Genomic DNA, 19,779 nt, shown 5'->3' on the forward strand with positions numbered 1-19,779 from the left:
ATTTATATCTTGCTCTTAGTAGATTTTTTTAAAACCAATTTCTTAACTTAATGACATTGGTCACACAGACAGCCCCTTAATTTTTCATTATTCAACAACTTCTTTTGTCATTTTTAGTGCTAACAAAATTGCCAGAAATCCACAGATAAGTTTTACTATTATATAAATTAAAGCAATATCTTTTGCTTCTGTAACTACATATCCTAGTTGTCCACCAAATACATAAGCTCCAGCTACTGAAAAAGCTGAACATATTAACTTTCCTCTTTTATCTAACTTATCAAAATCCGTAAATATTATAACTGCTGAAGCCAAACTTCCAAGTAAAGCAGTAACAGAAGCTGAATTTATTCCTAACTTTTGCTCTAACTTCTTTATATTATTATTAAATACTAACTTTATTACTTCAAGCATAACATTAGCTCCTGCTAGAAAAATCGCTATTTTACCAACTATGGTTATCGACTCTTGTAAAGGTAATAGGTTCCTTACTAATTCTATTCCTGTTATAGATTTAAATCCCTGAAGACCTAACCCTACAAGCCCTATTATAAATATAAATTTAGCTAAAGCTTTAAAATATTTTATCATCTTTACAGGAATCTTATAAAGTCCTATTATTATAACTACAGATATAATCATTATTGGTAATAGACATTGAATAATTTTTAATATACTCATTTTCAATAAGATTCCACCTAAAAATAATCCTATTGGCAAAGTAACTATTCCACATAATATTCCTCTGCATAATATATCAATATCCTCTTCCTTAATAATACCTAAGGCTAATGGTAAAGTAAAACTTATAGTACACCCCAAAATAGATGCTATTAATACTCCAGAAAAATAAATCTCTTCATTACTTCTTCCTATTGCTTCAGCAATTTTATATCCTCCCATATCCACAGCAATTAAAGAAGATGATATTATGCTTGGATCAATAAAACTAGCCTTAAATAATGGAATAAAATATCTAGTTAAAAAATCTGATATTATTGGAGTTATAGAAAGAATTCCTATCATCGATAAAGCTAGAGATCCCATACTTTGAATTCCGACTTCTATTCCTTTACTTAAATTTAGTTTTCCTCCAAATATATAATCTACTATCCCTATAATAAAAAATACTCCAACTATGTACAACATCACTTTTTCCATATCTACTCTCCTATATTAAATTAAGATAATTTTATCAGATTTTTATAATACAAAAAAGCCCCTTAATATAAGGAGCATTTTTGTATTATTCAATTTTAATAAATTAACAATTACAACCGCATTCTCCGCCGTTGTTTCCACTATTATTGTCAGGTTTTCCTATACACTTACCATTAAATGATGTTGTTTCTAATTCTGCATATTTTATTACTATATTATCTTTATATATCTTTAACATATATTTTGTATTTGGGCATAATGGTCCTAATAAGAATTGTCCATGACAATCTGTGAAAGTGTGTGTTAGAGGATAAGGATATCTATATCCTTCAACTACTTGTAACAATTTTACTACTGCATCTACTACAGGCATTCTATTACTATCTAAAACTGTTCCAAATATAACTGATCTCTTTTCCTCTGGTAATTTGATAACTGCTTCAATTTGTTCATTACATCCTGTCTTTAATTCACATGATGCTATTCTTCCGCTCATAACTTTTGCCTCCTAAGCTTTAAAATATAAGTTTTGTTTATACTATAGTCTATTCGGCAAAGTAAAAATTGTGATTTTTTGATTTTATTTTTATAAAAAAGACTAGCCCTTATATGAACTAGTCTTTTAATATATATTATTCCTTGGCCTCTAGTTGAACGTTAAAGGTTTTATTTTCGCCATTTCTTACTACCTCAACACTTACAACATCGCCTTCATTTTTAGTATCTCTAATAGCCTTTAATTCATCAAAAGTTTTTATTCTTTGACCATCAAATTTAACTATTACATCTCCAGCTTGTAAACCAGCCTTTTCTGCTGGAGAGAATTCTGTTACTTGCACTATATATAATCCTTCTTCCATGTTATATTGCTTAGAAAGATCTGAACTAATTTCTCTTATTGAAACCCCTAAGTTTAATATTGGTTTAGATAAAGACTCTATTCTGTCTTTAATTTCATTTATTGGAATTGAGAAACCTATTCCTTCAACAGAATCAGAAGCAATCTTCATATTATTAATTCCAACTACTTCACCTTTTGTATTAACTAAAGGTCCACCACTATTACCAGGATTTATAGCCGCATCTGTTTGTATTAAGTTTAATTGTACTCCAGAACTTGTTTCAACTGTTCTATTTACTGCACTTACAATTCCGCTAGTAACAGTTTGATTAAATTCTTTTGATAAAGGAGTACCAATTGCTATAACTTGTTCTCCTGGCTTTAAAGCATCAGAATCTCCAAGTTCTACTACACCTGGAACTTTAACACTGTCATCACTTATCTTTAGCATTGCTACATCTTGATTTTCATCATAATTTACAACTTTAGCCTTAACATCATTTCCATCAGATAATGTTACTGTAACTTCCTTAGCACCTTCTATAACATGATAATTAGTTAATATATAACCTTCTTCATTTATTATAAATCCTGAACCAATTCCTTCTGTTTCTTGAGGTACAATTCCACTATAATCTATTACTCCACTAACTGATACTATAACTACAGCTGGAGCTACCTTTTCGAATGCTTCACTAGCTGTCAAAGCTTCTGAATCAGTACTAAATGTTTGTGGATTTTGAGCTACTTCTTTATTACTTGATTGTATGATATTATTTTTCAATAAGTAGTATACGCTACCACTTCCGATTCCTCCACCTAGTAATCCCGCTATTATAGCTATTGCTATTACTTTAAAAAGAGTATTTCCTTTTTTCTTCTTTCTTTTAGGTGTACTTGAAATATCATTTATTGGATGAACATATGAATCTTTTTCAAATGTTTTATCTTCATCAATAAAGTCTTCCTTAATTTCATTCTCTTTTTCCTCACTAACCTCTTCATATTTGTCTACGTCATATATATTATCTTCGTTCATTTGAAAAGCCTCCTAAAATATTAATAATTCCTTGCTATATTTATTAATATAACCTTTCTTTGTGACAATTATATGACACATATCTAACAAATTTAACTTGCTGTATTATTTTTTTCAAGCCTTTCTATTTCCTTGGCTTGCTTCATAACTTGTCTTATTCCTTTTATTACTGTATCTGGCTCATACATAGATATAATATTCTCTTCGTAACTAACACTATATACTGTTGTTAAATTCTGATCTCCTAAATTTCCTAAAACTTCTTGTCCAGGTTTAGCAATTAAATAATATGGCTTGGAACTAAATACACCTTCTTCTTGACTAGAATTATTACCAGATGTTATATTCTTTAATTCATTTTTAACTGCAGTATTATAGCTTGATTTTGTTCTATGAACCTTGAATTCCTCAAGTTCTCTTTCATCAAGTTTCGCTTCAAATTCATCTGTATTGCAAGTTAAGTTTACTTTATCTAACAATGTTGTAAGTCCAACTTCTGAACCTAAACTCTCTATTCTTCTTCTTATCCCTTGAAATAATAAACTTTTTCTATAACTACTTGTATTAATAACATCTTCAACTAAAGGATTTACTAAAACAATTCCTGCAACTAAATCAGGATAAGCCTTTGCAAATTCCGTTAAAACCAAGCTTCCATATTCTTCTCCAACTAATATATATGGTGATGGAGCAGCAACCTTGCTAAGTAATGATTTCAAATCTTCTGCTTGCTCTTTAGGCGTTCTTATTGAACCACTATCGCTAAACCCATATCCCCTTCTATTATATGAAAATGTAATTACATCATCATATTCAGAAATAAGCTTATCGGATACTTCAGACCATTGATATAAATTAGTTCCAATATTTCCATCAAAAACTACTGTGTATTTTCCCTCTCCATCCATTAAGTAGTCTAACCTTTTACTATCAACTCTTGCATAGTCAACTCTTTCCTTTAAAGTTTCATTTGCAATAAAATTACTTATTCTTTGATATATAAAACCAATTAAAAGCACTACTAATATAGATACAAGTATATTTTTAGCTATATCTTTTGGCTTCAATTCTTTCTTCATATTAACCTTATAAAAGCCATTTGAATGTGGTAAAAGTTTCAATTCTCCCTTCCCCCTTACACACTATAACTTTAAGTTTGGTTTTGCATTTATATTTAAAGGTGCTTCTAATCCCTTTATATAATTAAAATAAGCTGCACTTCCGATCATTGCTGCATTATCTGTACATAAAACTTGTGATGGGAATAAAACTTTTATTCCTTCCTTTGAAGCCTCTCTTATCAAAGTTTCTCTTAGCGCAGAATTAGAGGCTACTCCTCCTGCAATTGCAATTTTATCTACATTCTTTTGTTTACATGTTTTTAATACATTTTGCTTTAAAACATCAATAACTGCCTTTTGAAAAGATGCAGCAACATCTGCTTTATTTATTTCTACATTTTGCATCTTACATTTATTCAAATAATTTAATACAGCAGATTTAACTCCACTAAATGAGAAGTCTAATGTTTCATCATGGAAATTAGCCTTTGGAAATTCAATAGCATTTTCATTTCCTTCCTTTGCAAGCTTATCTATTTTAGGACCACCTGGATATCCAAGTCCTAATGCCCTTGCAACTTTATCATAAGCCTCTCCAGCTGCATCATCTCTTGTTTGACCTATAACATCATATTCTCCATAATCTTTAACATGAACTATAAATGTATGTCCTCCTGATACTACTAATGATACAAAAGGAGGTTTTAAGTCCTTATGCTCTATGTAATTAGCACAAATATGACCTTCAATATGGTTTACACCAACTAAAGGCTTCTTTAAAGAATATGAAAGCCCCTTTGCATATTGTAATCCTACTAATAATGCTCCAACTAATCCTGGTCCATAAGTAACTCCTATGGCATCTATATCTTCTAAAGTAACATTTGCCTCTTTTAAAGCATCTGTAACTACTTCATTAATAACTTCTATATGCATCCTTGAAGCAACTTCTGGCACTACGCCTCCATATTGCTTATGAGTTTCAATTTGAGATGATATAATATTTGATAATACTTCTCTACCTTCTTTAACTATTGCTGCTGATGTTTCATCACAGCTTGATTCTATTGATAATATTAATTTACTTTCCATATTTTTACCTCGTAATTTAACTTTCTTATTCTTTTCTAATATTGTGAAAGCCATCTAATTAATGTATATTAAAATAGAGCTTATAGCTTATTCTATCTTTCATTTGTCACATTGTTTATTATATACTGAATGAATAAAATATTCATTATTTTTTATTGGAATTAATTGATTCTTAATGATATATTAATTTTTTAGAAGGAGTTTTTTTTATGAGCGCATATGCCAAGGTAGTTGTACCAGGATCCCCTATAACAAAATCTAATTTTAAGTTGCATAATAAAGATGGTAGGGCTATTCTCCCTAGTAATACTGGGAAATCACATGATAGATATGCAATATATGAAGAACAAATAGCTTACTACGCAAAGCTTCAAAACCCTGGGGTTATATTAGATGAATCTCTTATTGCTATATTAAAAGTTTATTATAAAAGCGAAAAAAGACATCCTGATACTGCTAATATAACCAAAAGTATTTTTGATGGTATTGAAAAAAGTGGCCTTATAGTTAATGATGCCCAAATAACTAGAATAATTACAGAAGAGTTTTATGATAAGGAAAATCCTCGATTTGAGCTTGAATTCTTTGGTGAAAGCAAATATGAAATTTCTTATTCTGTTAATGAAAAACTTGAGCCTAGTGAAAAAAAGATTTATTCAAGCCTAAAGAAAAGTTCAACTTCCAAGTTATTAAAGAATAATACTAAAAAAGAAGAACCTACCAATGAATTAGTCTGTGAATTCTGCAATAAAAAAGTAAAGGAAGAAAATTTAATAAAAGGTAATTCTGGTAGAACATTAATTTGCAGAAACTGTTTTAACAAATTATTTTAACTGAGGTGATTATATTGAAATCAGATAATTTTGTCTTTATAGGCGATAGTTTAACCTTTGGTTATGGAGTAAATAAAAATAAGTCATGGGTAGAAAGTTTTAAAAGCTCAAATGCTGCTGGATATTGTAATATTATTAATAAAGGTGTTAATGGAAATACCACTACAGATATGTTAAATAGATTTACAGAAGATGTTATTATGTTTAATCCTGAAAAAATATTTATAATGGGAGGAACTAATGACCTTTTAAGTAATAGACCTTTAGATTTAATTCTAGATAATATTGAACTAATGATTAAAGAATCTCTAACAAAGACTAAATATGTGATTATAGGAATACCTCCAAGAATAATAAAAAAAGATGCATATAAACTATTTATGCCTTCTTTAACCTATGATTATTGTGAAAAATATCTTCCTCTTTTGCGTGAAAAGTTAATTAATATTTGTAAAATATATAGTATTATTTACATAGATTTTTATTCCTTAACTCTTAATATAAATTCAGAAGATATTTTCATAGATGGAATTCATTTCAATGAAAATGGTCATAAATTATTCTTAAATGAATTTCTAAAAACAATTAATAGATAGGAATATAGAAATAGCATATTTAAGAGATATTCTTATAATATTTCTACTGATAATATGCTATTTTATACTTTCACTAGTTACTATTTTTTAAGTACTTAGAAACTATTTTTCCCACCTTATATCCATTTTCACCACTTCTAAAAATTTCAGTATCTCTAGTTAATACTGTTCCACAAGCATATATCCCATCAACTGAAGTTTCATTATTATTAACTATAATATGTCTTTTTTCATCTATGTTAATATTAGTCTTTCTAAGAAATTGTATCTCGGGAGAATATCCAACTGTTAAAATTAGTGAATCACACTTTATACTATTTACAGTTCCATCACTATTATTTTCAATATCTATACCTTCTATTCTCTCATTTCCATATAAGTCTACTACTCTATTATTTTTAATTATATTTATATCAAAGCCTTTTATGAAACTTTTCCCATTTTCATCGAGAAATCCCTTATTAGATCCATCTATTATAGCATTAACCTTTGCGCCTTCAATAAATAACCTTCTAGCTAAAATTAAAGACCAATTGTTTTTTCCTAAAATAACCACTTCTCTTCCTGGCAAGTATCCCTGTAAGTTAACTAATTTATGAGCAGATACTAAAGTATATATTCCAGTATATTTATGAATAGGTACATTAATATTTCCTGTATATTTTTCTCTACAACCTGACGCTATTATTACTGCCCTAGCTTTTATATCTTGTATTCCTTCTTCAGGATTTACATAAGAAACTATTTTATCATCAGTTAGATCAAGTACCTCTGTATCAAGCTTATACTCTCCTCCATTAGCCTTAAACTCCCTAATAAGCTCACTAGCTAGTTCTGGTCCTGTAACGTCTTCCCCTAAATAATATTTTCCGAATCCACCATGTATAAATAAATTTAAATTTCCACCTAAATCGCTATTTCTTTCTAGTATTAGAACTTTTTTTATTCCATTTTGAAGAGCAGAAACCCCTGCAGAAAGCCCAGATGCTCCTCCTCCAATTATTATTAAGTCATATTGAAGCATAGGTAACCTCCATTAATGTTAAATATAAACATATTTATATTATATCATAAAAAATATTAAATATAACATTGCCTACTAACTAGACTCTTCAATTTTAACAATACTTTTTTAAAATTATAAATTATTTATAAATAAAAAATTAATAAAATCGTGTTTGATTTATAAAATACCCTATACTATAATTTAAGTGTTGCAAACTTAAAGAAAGGAAATTTAGTGAACTTTATTAGTTTTGTTCACTATAATAGGTAATTATATCTTGGACAAGTTTTTAAAATCTATTAAAAATAAAATTTCTAATGTACTTAGCTTTGATGGTATAATGAGAATTTTATTATTCTTAATTCCCTTCGTGGCTATAATTTTAAAATGTATTATTTTCCAAGGCTTTGTTGCTAATGAAGATCCCTATAGTTTAAATTTTTCTTTAGGACTTACTTCAGCAAAATCTTTTATTAATTATTACTACGCTTTTACTTTAATATTCCTTAGCTTTTCATTACTATTTAAAGGTAAAGGAAGAGTTATTTACTTATTTCTTATAGATATATTAGTAACTGCATTAATTTTCTTAGATTTAGGTTATTTTAGAGGCTTCTTAACAATGCCTTCTGCATTACTATTAACCCAAACAGCAAACTTAGATAATATGGGTGGAACTATCTCTTCAATGTTTAGCAATATGGATTTTCTATTATTAATTGACTTTGTTGTTTTAGGAATATTTGTATTCTTCACTAGAAAATCTTACACTAAGGTAAAAAGAAGAGCTCCTATAACATTTTTAGTTATACTTATATCTAGTATATTATTTATAGCTTACGTTCCTTTTAATTTACATATATTAAAAAATGAAGATGTTAAAAATGGATACTTATTTTCAAATTATGATCCAACAAATACAGCTATGTATTTTTCTCCAATAGGCTATCATATTTTTGACATATATAATGTGTATAAAGATTCTAAGCCTTATGAGCTTACTAAAGAAGATACTACTCAAATAAATGAATTTTTTGCACAAAAAGAAAATTTGCCTGATAATGAATATGCTGGAATGTTAGAAGGTAAAAACCTTTTAGTTATTCAAGTAGAATCCTTAGAAAGCTTTATTATAGGAAAAGAAGTTAATGGTCAAAAAATAACACCTGTTTTAAGTAACTTAATAAATACGGGATTATACTTCCCTAATATTTATGAACAAGTTAATGAAGGAACTAGCTCTGACTCAGACCTAATGATAAATACATCTATGTTCCCATTAAGAAGGGGTAGCACCTTCTTCAGATATCCATCTACAACATATAATTCATTACCTAATTTATTAGAAGAAATGAATTATGACACTATTGCAATACATCCAGATAAGGGATCTTTCTGGAACTATGTAAATGGACTTAAAGGAATCGGATTTAATCACTTTGTTGATTATTACTCATTTAACGTAGATGAAGAAATTGGTCTTGGAATATCTGATGAAAGTTACTTTAGACAAGTTGTTCCAATGATTAAAGAGTTAAAAGAACCTTTTTATACATTTACAGTTACATTAACTAGCCATGGACCATTTGATCTTCCTGAAGAAAAAAGAGTTCTTGGTTTAGATGATGAACTAGATAATAGTGAACTTGGTGGTTATTTCGAAAGTATTAAATATACAGATACTCAAATTGGAACTTTCCTTGAACTTTTAGACAAAGAAGGATTACTTGATAATACTGTTGTTGTTATTGAAGGAGACCATACTGGAGTTCATAAATACTATAATAGTTCAATAGAAAAATTATCAAATAAGGAAGAGTGGTATTTAGATGACGGTAATCACACTGTACCATTTATAATCTGGTCAAAAGATATGAAAGAAAGTAAAACTTTTGATACAATTGGTGGACAAGTGGATATTATGCCAACACTATTATATCTTCTTGGTGTAGATAATGATAAATATATAAATACTGCATTAGGAAGAAACTTATTAAACACAAATAAATCATTTGCTGTTCTTACTAATCTTGATGTTGTAGGTGAAAATCTTACAGATGAAGAAAAAGAATTGTATAAAAATATAGTTGAACTTTCAGATAAAATGATAAGAAGTAATTACTTATCAAAAAAAGAATAAAACATCTAATTCATTCTTTTAATAAATAAAAATTAGCCCTTGCAGAATTAAAGTTATGCAAGGGCTAATTTTTTATTATGTTCTTAAATTATTATTCAATATTGATTATCTTTCATGAGCTCTTAAAGAATTTAATTTACATATTTTATTAAAAAATATACTATCCCTTTTAAATAATAATACATTTACTATTAATAAAATTATTATTGATAAAACTAATGTTATTGCTCCATACTTAAAGCTAATATTACTATTTCCATAGGAAGTTGCTAAACTTCCTTTTAGTACATTTGATAGATCAAAATAAACAAATGGATTTAAATGTGCAAACTTTACAAAAAACCCCTTACTTGAAAGCATATATCCTGCTACAGTAATAATTATTGAAACTGCTATTGAATTACTTGTACTTTTACTAAATGATGAAATAGCTACAGATAGAATAGAAATAAAGGTAATTAGAATTATAAATAGTACTAACTCAAATAATATAAATTTCCCTATACTTATATATTCAGTAACTCCATTATTGTAAAATTGTATCGGATAATTTATATCCCCAACCCCCTTTGTAAATCCAAGAGTAAGAAAGCATATTGTTATTATTCCAAACAAAGTTATAGTCACCATTATTAATGTTGCTACTACTTTACTTAACAAAATATTAATTTTACTTATTGGTTGAGTAAATAATAGTTTGTAAGTATTAGAATCATATTCACTAGATACAATATCTGCACTTAAAATTATTATAAAAATAACTATTAATATTGAAATTGGATTATTTAAAAATAAGTTAATAAAATTAAATCCCTCCATGGAAACTGATGTATATATTGGTTTTATACCTTCTTCTAATAAAATAGTGTTTAGCTCTATATTTTGGCTTATTTCATTTGGTGTCTGTGATGATATTACATTTCCATTCTCTATATTAGTCAACAAATTTTTATCTAATTGTATTTTGCTTTCTAAATATTTGTTAAAATCTTCACTTGCATATGCATTTTTTAGATCTTTAAGTAAATTTAGCTCTTCTTCATAATTACTATTTATAATTTTTAATTTTTCATTATCTGGTATTCTCTCAATTTCACTTTTAGTTTTTATTAATGCATCTTCTACAGATTGAATTTCCAAATCTATTGATGCACCTTCACTTTTTTCTAATTGACTCTCTAGGCTAGAATTTAAAGTTATAAAAATTATAGATAGTATTATAAATAGTATTAGTACTAATAAATTTTTTCTTCTATTGCAAAATTTCTTTATTTCAAATCCTATTAAGCTACTCATTTTTGCCTCCTAGATAGACATCTCTATAAATTTTTTCTATGTTAGTATTTTGTATTTCGATATTACTATATTCTATATTTTTTTCTATTAATATAGATATTAATTTTGAAGTCTTATTTTTATCTACCTGTATAATTAACTTATTGTCAATAATATTAACTTTATCTACTAAATCAATTTCTTGTATTAACTTAATAATTTCTTCGGGATTTTCCACAACCAATATAACAATTTGAATATCATTATTTTTATTAATATCTTCAATTTCTACTAATTCTCCATCTTTTATAAATAACACTCTTGTACAAATCTTATCTAACTCTGATAAAATATGAGATGATATTAATATACTCATTCCACTCTCACTTGCAAATTTTTTTAATAATCCTCTAAATTCTATAACTCCCTCTGGATCTAATCCATTAGTTGGTTCATCTAATATTAATAATTTAGGCTCATTAATTAATGCTATCCCTAGTGCTAATCTTTGTTTCATCCCTAAGGAATAATTTTTTACTTTATCATTTATAGATTTACCTATGTTTATAAACTTCAAAATACTATTCATTTTTTCCATTGAAATATTATTTATTTTTCGAATAAAGTTAATATTTTCATATCCACTTAACATTTCATATAAAGATGGTGTTTCAATTATACTAGAAAATTTAGATAAATAATCTACTCTATTATCTTTTGCTAATAATCCACAAATTTTCACTGTACCAGAATCCTGATCTAATAAATTTGAAATTATCTTCATAAGAGTAGTTTTCCCAGCCCCATTAGGACCTATTAATGCTACTATTTCACCTTCATTTATTGAAAAACTAATGTCTTTTAATACTGATTTATTTTTATAACTCTTATTTATATTTTCAATGCTTAAAATGCTCATAACAATCTCCCCCTTATCATATCGTATTTCATTATACCATAAATTAACATTTTTTTTGTATACATTCTTTTACAAAAATATTTTCTTATAAAGCTGTTTTAGGTTGCTTTGGAAATGTTCAAAATATAAAAAGAGAGCATTGCAAAATTGCAAAAACTCTCCTTTTTTAATCTATATATAATATTTTTTAGTTATTTTCCAGCTATACTTAATCCTTCAACTCTTATAGATGGACTTCCTACACTACTCATTGGGAATTTCAAATCAGATCCAACTTCTATAACATTCTTTAATAAATCAAAGAAGTTTCCTGCTACTGTTATTTGTTCAACAGGGAAATCTTTTTTACCATCTTTAATATAAAAACCTTTTGCTGCTAATGAAAAATCTCCTGTTATTGAATTTGCTCCTGAATGTAGCCCTGCAAATTCAGTAATTAATAGCCCTTCTCCTACCTCTTCTAATAACTCATCAAAAGATTTAGTTCCTTTTTGAATATAGAAGTTAGTTGGTGAAACTCCTACTGGAGAAGCATAAGAACTTTTGAATCCATTTCCTGTTGATTTTGTATTTCCCTTATAGGCAGTTTTTAAATTATGAAGTAAAGTTATTAATTTTCCTTCATGGATTATATCCTTCTTTTGAGTAGCTACACCTTCATCATCAAAAGGAACTGATGATAATCCATTTTCTAAATGAGGATCATCTAATAATGTTACTTTTTTACTTGCTATTATTTCTCCTTCTTTATCTTTTAATAAACTTAATCCCTTTTGAACTGCATCCCCACTAAATACTCCTGCAAAAGTTGAAAGCATTGAAACCATTGCTTCATTGTTAATTATAGTTTTATACTTACCTGAAGAAATTGATTTGCCACCTATTCTTGAAATAGCTTCATTTATTCCATCCTTAGCCAATTTCTTAGGATCTACTTCTTCTAAAGAATTTGCTGTTATATAACCCATTCCATCTTGCATATCCTCTCCAACTTTAATAATTGGTACAACATATGCACTTAGTAAATTAGACTTATTTTCTAGATTTAATCCCTTAGAATTAATAATTCCATATTTAGATTTACTATAACCTATTCCACAGCCTCCAAAGCTACTAACCCTACTATCTAATTTCTTAGATTCCTTTTCCATATTTAATGCTAAATCTATTAACTTATCTGCTGGAAGGTTTTCTAAAGCTTTATAATAAGAATTTACTTCTTTATATTCCTTGTCGCCTTCGTAAATAAATTGAATATCTTCATTTTCAATAGCTAATGCACTTTCTTTAGCATTCTTTACCAGCATTTTTATTGCATCTTCATCTAATATTTCAGTATAAGAATATCCTATTTTTCCATTTATCTTTCCTCTAAAAGATAACCCATAAGAAGTAGTTAAATTATATTTTTCAACTTCTTCGTTATAAACATTTATGCTTAAACTTTCTCTATCAACATAATAAACTTCATACTCATCAAAGCCATTATTTTTAGCTTGTTTAAATAATTCATCAATAAATTCTTTTAATTCCATAATATATTCCCCCTTATCTTCCACCTACTGTTATTTCCTTAACTCTAATCATAGGCTGACCCACATTAGTTGGAATACTTCCTGATACAGATCCACACATACCTTGACATTGTTCTAAATTCTTTCCTACCATATCTATATTCATTAAAACTTCGCTACCTTTACCTATAAGGCTTGCACCTCTAACTGGTTCTTGTATTTCACCATTTCTAACTATATATCCTTCTGATACAGCAAAGTTAAATTCTCCTGTTACTGGATTTACAGATCCACCACCCATTTTCTTTGCGTATAATCCATTGGAAATAGATTTAATTATTTCTGCATCATCATCATTTCCTGCTGCAATATAAGTATTTGTCATTCTTGATGTTGGGGCATATTTATAATTTTGTCTTCTCGAGCTTCCTGTTGCTTCCATTCCCATTCTTCTACCATTTAATTTATCTATTAAATATCCCTTTAGTATTCCATTTTCAATTAATACATTCTTTCTAGTCTTATTTCCTTCATCGTCAATATTTAATGATCCCCAAGCATTAGGAATAGTACCGTCATCTATAGCTGTAACCTTTGTTGAAGCAATTTGCTTTCCAATCATATTTGTAAATACTGAATTTCCTTTTGCAACTGCAGTAGCTTCTAAAGAATGTCCACAAGCCTCATGGAATATAACACCACCAAAGCCATTATCTATAGCAACTGTCATCTTACCTGCTGGACAAGTCTTTGCATGTAGCATAGTATGAGCAACCCTCGATGCTTCTCTTCCATAATATTCCGGATCAATAGTATCAAATAATTCAAATCCTTTATGTGCTCCTGGACCTTCAAAACCAGTTTGATTTTCACCATTAGCAGAAGCCACAGAACTTATTGCTAATCTTGTTCTAACTCTTTTATCTTCAGTTAATAAACCTTCAGTATTAGCAATTAATATATTTTGTTCTTTATCTAAATATCCTACTGATACTTGAGATATTTCATCATTATATTCTTTTGCTGCCTTATATCCAGCCTTCATAACCTTAATTTTTCTATCAGTACTTACTGATGAAGGTATATATAATATTGGGTTATTATTAATTATTTCTTTTCTATTTAAAACTATGCTTATTTCTTCTTTTAACTCTCCAAGAGCTAATGCTGCTTTTTCAGCAGTATCTAATAAACCAGATAAACTTGTATTATTAGTGTAAGCATAAACGCTCTTAAATCCTTTAAAAATTCTTATTCCTATTCCATGTGTTCTTCCTGATATAGAATTTTCAACTTTGCCATTTAAAATACTTATAGAAGTATCTATAGTATCTTCTTCAAATATTTCTGCAAAATCTCCTCCTGTTATTAAACATCTAGCTAAAACACTAGATAATATATCTTTTGACAACATAATTTAATCATCCTCCATACTTATTTTTATACCATCCTTAAACGCCCTATCCCAAGTATCAACATAGGCTCCACTTGCCCATTCTGCCATTATTACTTCTTCACTTTCATTTAAATCAATTTCTACTAATGGACCACCTTTTATATTTCTATCTTCTACTTCATAAACTATTAATTTATTATTAAATATTACTATGGCAACTCTACCTGTTGGGGCAGTATATGCATCTTCTATAAATGGAAATCCACCTTTAAAATCTTTCCATGGAATTAATAATGTATCATAATTTAATATGTTCTTACTTGGATTTATAGATATTTTATAATCTCTGCCTTCTTCATTAGTATTTTGAGACTTAATTTTTCCAATTAATGTCCATTTTCCTTCAATTCTTTTTATTGTAAAGTTAGTATAATCTACTATAGGTACTAAATCTTCATTATTTACTCTTGATATCTCTCCTAAAGCTTCATTAAAATCTCTTTCATATTTTTCTTTTATTTCATTAGAATATATTTCTTCTATACTAAGCCCTTGCTTAGAATTTATATTATCTATAGGAATTGTTTGATATATAGGGAAAATATTTTTAAAATCATTTCCTTCGTATTTTTCAATAGAAATATAATCATTAGCAATAAAATTTATATCCTTATATACATTTACTGATGTTTGGTCTATTACTTGAGAATCAACTTTTCCATCAATAGGTTTCGATATAAAATACTCAATATGTTGGTTATTGTTATTTTCTACTTCCTTTTGTATAGTCCATATACCATTTATTCTTGGAAAAATAATATCCTCTTTCTCTATTATTGGCTGTATTTTATTGTTCTTAAATGATATCCATAAAGTTCTATAACTTGAATCAGTATAAGTTCCATCTTCTAATTCTACTCTAGGTGTTTTTAAAGCAAGCATAACTCCTACATCACTATTGTAATCATCATCTAATATTTCAGTTTCAATCATGTTTGAAGATTCTTCTATATCCCTTGGATTATTATCTTCTCTAACTAATTTTAATAGTAATCCTGAATAAAATAAATATCCATTATCATTATCAGTAATAATGAACTCACCTATTAGATTATTAGATGCTACTAATGATATTATATCAACCATATCTTCAGTTTCTATTATATCTCTTAAAGTTAGGTTTAACTCATAAGATAAAATGTAGTCACTATCTACTACTTTAAGTTTAAAGGATGGGTTTGAAAAAGATTTATTAAAAATTGAAAGATTATTAGTGGATATACTAATTAATGAATCTTTAAGTGATAATATCTCATTCTTATTTTCAATTTCCTCATCTAATATATTAATATCTTCAATTTTCCATGTACCTTTAATACTTAAATTTTCATTATCTGGCGCTTTTATTGATTGTGTATCTTTTCCACTTACTTTACTACAACCAATGTTGAATGTAAATATAAAAATAAATAGTAATGATAAAAACTTTTTTAGTATTTTCATATTATTCCTCCTTAAGAATTGGAATAATAACTTCCACCTTTGTACCTATTCCCAATTTACTATAAATATTAAATTCTCCATTATGAAGTTTTATAATTTCATCACAAATAGATAGCCCTATCCCATTTTTAGAATTTGAATTTTTTCCTTTAAAGAACTTTTGCTTAACTTTAGGTAAATCTTCTTCTGATATTCCACATCCATCATCTTCTATAATAAATTTTATATCTTTATTTAATTTTAATGTAGTGAAAGTAACATGTCCTTTAGCTTCTGTAAATTTAAAAGCATTATCTAATAAATTAATAAAAACTTGCTTTAGCCTATTACTATCTATATACATAAAGCCTTCAGCTTCTGTAAAAAACTTTAGTTCAATATCATCTTTATTAGCTCTAGGTGCCATAAATGATTCTATATGCTTAATAAAAGCTTCGATATTAACTTTATTAAGATCTAAACTTACATTTTCGTTTATAAGTCTTGAGAAATCTAATAGCTCTTCTACCATCAAGGTAAGCCTATCTGTTTCTTTTTCTATTATTTCGAACCCAAGTTTTAATATATCTTTGTCTGTTTCTTCACTATTTAAAGTTATTGTCCATCCCTTAATAGCTGTTAACGGAGTTCTAAGTTCATGTGAAACTTGAGATATAAATTCATTTTTAAGTTGTTCTCTTTTTGATATCTCATCTGCCATGAAATTTAAAGTATTAGATAACTGACCAATTTCATTTTTACTATCTATATTACTTCTAACATTCAAATTACCACTACCCATTTTTTCTGCAACATTATTTAAGTATTTTATAGGATTAATTATGCTATTAGATAGTATTATACTTAATATAATACCTAGAATTAATACTCCTATAGATATACTTATAAAAATTATCATTATATTAGTTATAACATTATCTACTTCCTCTAATGAAGTTATAAATCTAATTATTCCAATTATCTCTCCATCTATTTGTAATGGATAAGAAACTGTCATAACTTTTTTATTGTAATAGTCTACCTTCCCAATCCACCTAGATGGCTCTCCTTTTAATGCTTTTTCTATATCTGGTGCATTTATTAACTTGTTATCTTTAATTCCTATAGAATCCATAATTAAATTGCCATTAGCATCAAATATTTCAACTTGAGCATTATTTTCATTCCAAAATGCATCTACATTGTCATATATATTTTCTACTAATGACTTAGAAGAAAAATATTTGTTATAAAAGCTTATAGATACCTCTATTCTGCTTTTTAATAAGTTTTCAGTATTATCATAATAATATTTTCTAATAAAGATCATAAGTAATATACTTAACACCATTACAGTAGAAAAAATAATTACTACTATTCCCTTTAACAGCTGATTTCTTATGCTTTTCATTCCTTTGATTTCCACCTATAACCTATCCCCCATACAGTTTCTATATAATCTGGTCTAGAAGGCTTATCTTCAACTTTTGCTCGTAGCCTTCTTATATTCACATCTATAATTTTTGCATCTCCAAAATAATTTTCTCCCCAAACTAAATCTAATAATTCATCTCTAGTAAAGGCTTTATTTGGATTTTCCAAAAAGATCTTCATTAATAAATATTCTTTTGGGGTAACATCTATTTCCATATTATTCTTAATTACCTTTTGAGAATACAAATCTATTGTAAAGGGTCCTAATTCTAATTTATCCTTATCATCTTCACCTAGTCTTCTTAATAATGCTTTAACTCTTAATACCACTTCTAATGGATTAAAAGGTTTCACTATATAATCATCTGCTCCATATTCTAATCCCATTATCTTATCCATATCCTGTCCTTTTGCTGTAAGCATTATTATCCCCATATCCGGAAAATCTTTTCTCAGTTTATTACAAACCATAAATCCATCTATACCTGGTAACATTACATCTAAAATAGCTATCTTAGGTGCTTCTTTATTAGCCAATTCTAAACCTTCTTCACCAGTAGATGCTTCTATAACATTAAAATTACTTCTTTGTAAATTTATTTTTAAAAATCCTCTTATACTTTCCTCATCTTCAACCAATAATATTTTATTCATTTAGTCACCTCTTAACTTAAATTTATATTAATTCTACTTAAATTATACCCTAAATATAACAATAAAAAGCTATATTAAAATCATTTTTTATAATTAAAATGCTTATAATATAGCCTCCATATTATTTTAATGTTCTAAATTCAAACCCCTGAGATTTCAAATAATCTATAGCACTTTGTAAATACTCTACTGTACCTTTCTTATTATCTGTATCATGCATAAGTATAATCACAACATCTTGATCTCCTACAGTCTCTTTTAATCTATTTAATAATACTTCCTTTGGAAAATCTCTTCCTTCTGCATCTCCATTTAATGCATTCCAATCTACTTGCCATATATTACTTTCTTCTAAATATTTATCTAGAGTCTCTGTTCCTTTCCAACTTGAATGCCCACCTGGTAATCTTATAACTCTTGTAGAAAAATCCTTTCCTAACATCTCTTTTAATATTTCATCATTCTTTTTAAAATCATTGCTTACTGCTTGTACATCAACTGTTCTATTAGGATAAAGTATTGAATAATCATGAGAATATCCATGACTTCCAATTGCATGCCCCTCATTTGCCATCCTTTTCAAAAGTTGTTGCGCTTTACTATTTTTTTCTATTGATGAGCCTAATGTAAAAAATGTAGCTTTTATATCATTTTGGTTTAATATATCTAATATTTTCTCAGTAGAATGCTCCGATGGTCCATCATCAAAAGTTAAGTATGCAATTTTTTTACCATCTTGCCTATAAAAGTTCCATTTATACATAGTTTCAGGAAGAACTTTAGAAGCATCATCAGCATTAATATCCTCTTCTAAGCTAAGATATCCTGAGTTATCCAATTCATTTACTGTTTCTTCTTCCTTATCAGTTTTATCTTCTTCTATATTCTCTGTAACATTTTCATTATCGCTTGTTAAAGCTTCTGCCTCTTTGTAGGAGTTTGTATTGAATCTATCTATTTTATCAAAAATTTGAAACATAATGATTGTACTGATTAATAACATTACTGTAAATAAAATCATTCTTCTTATTCGTATTATTCTTTTTCTTTTTTTTCTTTTTATTAATTCACTCTTATTCATTTTGCTTCCTCATTTCTACTTATTGCTTGTCCTTGATTTAATTATAAGATAATTATCTATGTTAATCTTTACAATAAGTTGAATAATGATTACGAAAAGGTTACATAAGCTAAACTAAAATAAAAAGAACTTTATAACAATAGATTATAATCTACTCTTATAAAGTTCCTTAAAATATAAATGGCTCCGTGGAGAGGATTCGAACCTCCAACCTATCGGTTAACAGCCGAGTGCTCCACCATTGAGCTACCACGG

The 19,779-nt window shown here is 27.6% G+C and carries 17 protein-coding genes; 3 read left to right on the forward strand and 14 right to left on the reverse strand.

Annotated features, from left to right (window positions below):
* Nucleotides 1-87: 87 nt before the first annotated feature.
* The 5 genes from eutH to tsaD form a co-directional block, all read right to left on the reverse strand.
* Nucleotides 88-1,161, reverse strand: coding sequence for an ethanolamine utilization protein EutH (eutH, locus tag ACQPVP_RS16330; protein WP_430851751.1), 1,074 nt, complete (start codon nucleotides 1,159-1,161; stop codon nucleotides 88-90).
* 103 nt (nucleotides 1,162-1,264) lie between these two features.
* Entirely contained in the window at nucleotides 1,265-1,657 is a 393-nt protein-coding gene (locus ACQPVP_RS16335; RefSeq protein ID WP_430851753.1) for a carboxypeptidase regulatory-like domain-containing protein, read from the reverse strand.
* Between the two features lie 136 nt (nucleotides 1,658-1,793).
* On the reverse strand, nucleotides 1,794-3,041 hold the full coding sequence (locus ACQPVP_RS16340) for a S1C family serine protease (protein WP_430851755.1): 1,248 nt from the start codon (nucleotides 3,039-3,041) through the stop codon (nucleotides 1,794-1,796).
* 92 nt (nucleotides 3,042-3,133) lie between these two features.
* Entirely contained in the window at nucleotides 3,134-4,162 is a 1,029-nt protein-coding gene (locus ACQPVP_RS16345; protein ID WP_430851757.1) for an alpha/beta fold hydrolase, read from the reverse strand.
* Nucleotides 4,163-4,183: 21 nt separating this feature from the next.
* On the reverse strand, nucleotides 4,184-5,194 hold the full coding sequence (tsaD, locus tag ACQPVP_RS16350) for a tRNA (adenosine(37)-N6)-threonylcarbamoyltransferase complex transferase subunit TsaD (protein WP_430851759.1): 1,011 nt from the start codon (nucleotides 5,192-5,194) through the stop codon (nucleotides 4,184-4,186).
* Nucleotides 5,195-5,403: 209 nt separating this feature from the next.
* On the opposite strand from tsaD, the gene ACQPVP_RS16355 reads away from it, so the two are divergent.
* Both ACQPVP_RS16355 and ACQPVP_RS16360 read left to right on the forward strand, forming a co-directional pair.
* Nucleotides 5,404-6,027 (forward strand): RusA family crossover junction endodeoxyribonuclease, encoded by a 624-nt coding sequence (locus ACQPVP_RS16355; RefSeq protein WP_430851761.1) that lies wholly within the window; start codon nucleotides 5,404-5,406, stop codon nucleotides 6,025-6,027.
* Nucleotides 6,028-6,032: 5 nt separating this feature from the next.
* Nucleotides 6,033-6,623, forward strand: a complete 591-nt coding sequence (locus ACQPVP_RS16360; protein ID WP_430851763.1) for a GDSL-type esterase/lipase family protein — start codon at nucleotides 6,033-6,035, stop codon at nucleotides 6,621-6,623.
* Nucleotides 6,624-6,696: 73 nt separating this feature from the next.
* Here the strand turns inward: ACQPVP_RS16360 and ACQPVP_RS16365 are convergent, their stop codons facing one another.
* Complete coding sequence (locus ACQPVP_RS16365) at nucleotides 6,697-7,647, reverse strand: NAD(P)/FAD-dependent oxidoreductase (protein WP_430851765.1); 951 nt, start codon at nucleotides 7,645-7,647, stop codon at nucleotides 6,697-6,699.
* A 322-nt stretch (nucleotides 7,648-7,969) separates the two neighbouring features.
* Here ACQPVP_RS16365 and ACQPVP_RS16370 point away from each other — a divergent pair, with 322 nt between their 5' ends.
* Nucleotides 7,970-9,769 carry an LTA synthase family protein gene (locus tag ACQPVP_RS16370; RefSeq protein ID WP_430851783.1) on the forward strand — a complete coding sequence of 600 codons (1,800 nt, stop codon included), beginning with the start codon at nucleotides 7,970-7,972 and terminating at the stop codon, nucleotides 9,767-9,769.
* A 105-nt stretch (nucleotides 9,770-9,874) separates the two neighbouring features.
* Here ACQPVP_RS16370 and ACQPVP_RS16375 read toward each other — a convergent pair whose 3' ends face one another.
* The 8 genes from ACQPVP_RS16375 to ACQPVP_RS16410 form a co-directional block, all read right to left on the reverse strand.
* Nucleotides 9,875-11,065 carry an ABC transporter permease gene (locus tag ACQPVP_RS16375; RefSeq protein WP_430851767.1) on the reverse strand — a complete coding sequence of 397 codons (1,191 nt, stop codon included), beginning with the start codon at nucleotides 11,063-11,065 and terminating at the stop codon, nucleotides 9,875-9,877.
* Nucleotides 11,058-11,963, reverse strand: coding sequence for an ABC transporter ATP-binding protein (locus tag ACQPVP_RS16380; protein WP_430851769.1), 906 nt, complete (start codon nucleotides 11,961-11,963; stop codon nucleotides 11,058-11,060). The genes ACQPVP_RS16375 and ACQPVP_RS16380 overlap by 8 nt, the downstream gene beginning before the upstream one ends.
* 191 nt (nucleotides 11,964-12,154) lie before the next feature.
* Nucleotides 12,155-13,498: a TldD/PmbA family protein gene (locus ACQPVP_RS16385; RefSeq protein WP_430851771.1), complete on the reverse strand. Its 1,344-nt coding sequence runs from the start codon at nucleotides 13,496-13,498 to the stop codon at nucleotides 12,155-12,157.
* Between the two features lie 13 nt (nucleotides 13,499-13,511).
* Nucleotides 13,512-14,891 (reverse strand): TldD/PmbA family protein, encoded by a 1,380-nt coding sequence (locus tag ACQPVP_RS16390; RefSeq protein ID WP_430851773.1) that lies wholly within the window; start codon nucleotides 14,889-14,891, stop codon nucleotides 13,512-13,514.
* A gap of 3 nt (nucleotides 14,892-14,894) precedes the next feature.
* On the reverse strand, nucleotides 14,895-16,376 hold the full coding sequence (locus tag ACQPVP_RS16395) for a hypothetical protein (RefSeq protein WP_430851775.1): 1,482 nt from the start codon (nucleotides 16,374-16,376) through the stop codon (nucleotides 14,895-14,897).
* Between the two features lies 1 nt (nucleotide 16,377).
* Entirely contained in the window at nucleotides 16,378-17,766 is a 1,389-nt protein-coding gene (locus tag ACQPVP_RS16400; RefSeq protein WP_430851777.1) for an ATP-binding protein, read from the reverse strand.
* Complete coding sequence (locus tag ACQPVP_RS16405) at nucleotides 17,763-18,443, reverse strand: response regulator transcription factor (protein ID WP_430851779.1); 681 nt, start codon at nucleotides 18,441-18,443, stop codon at nucleotides 17,763-17,765. The genes ACQPVP_RS16400 and ACQPVP_RS16405 overlap by 4 nt, the downstream gene beginning before the upstream one ends.
* A 121-nt stretch (nucleotides 18,444-18,564) precedes the next feature.
* Nucleotides 18,565-19,524, reverse strand: coding sequence for a polysaccharide deacetylase family protein (locus ACQPVP_RS16410; protein ID WP_430851781.1), 960 nt, complete (start codon nucleotides 19,522-19,524; stop codon nucleotides 18,565-18,567).
* Nucleotides 19,525-19,779: the final 255 nt, after the last annotated feature.

The organism is Clostridium nigeriense (genome assembly GCF_050585265.1).
GTDB lineage: Bacteria > Bacillota > Clostridia > Clostridiales > Clostridiaceae > Clostridium > Clostridium nigeriense_B.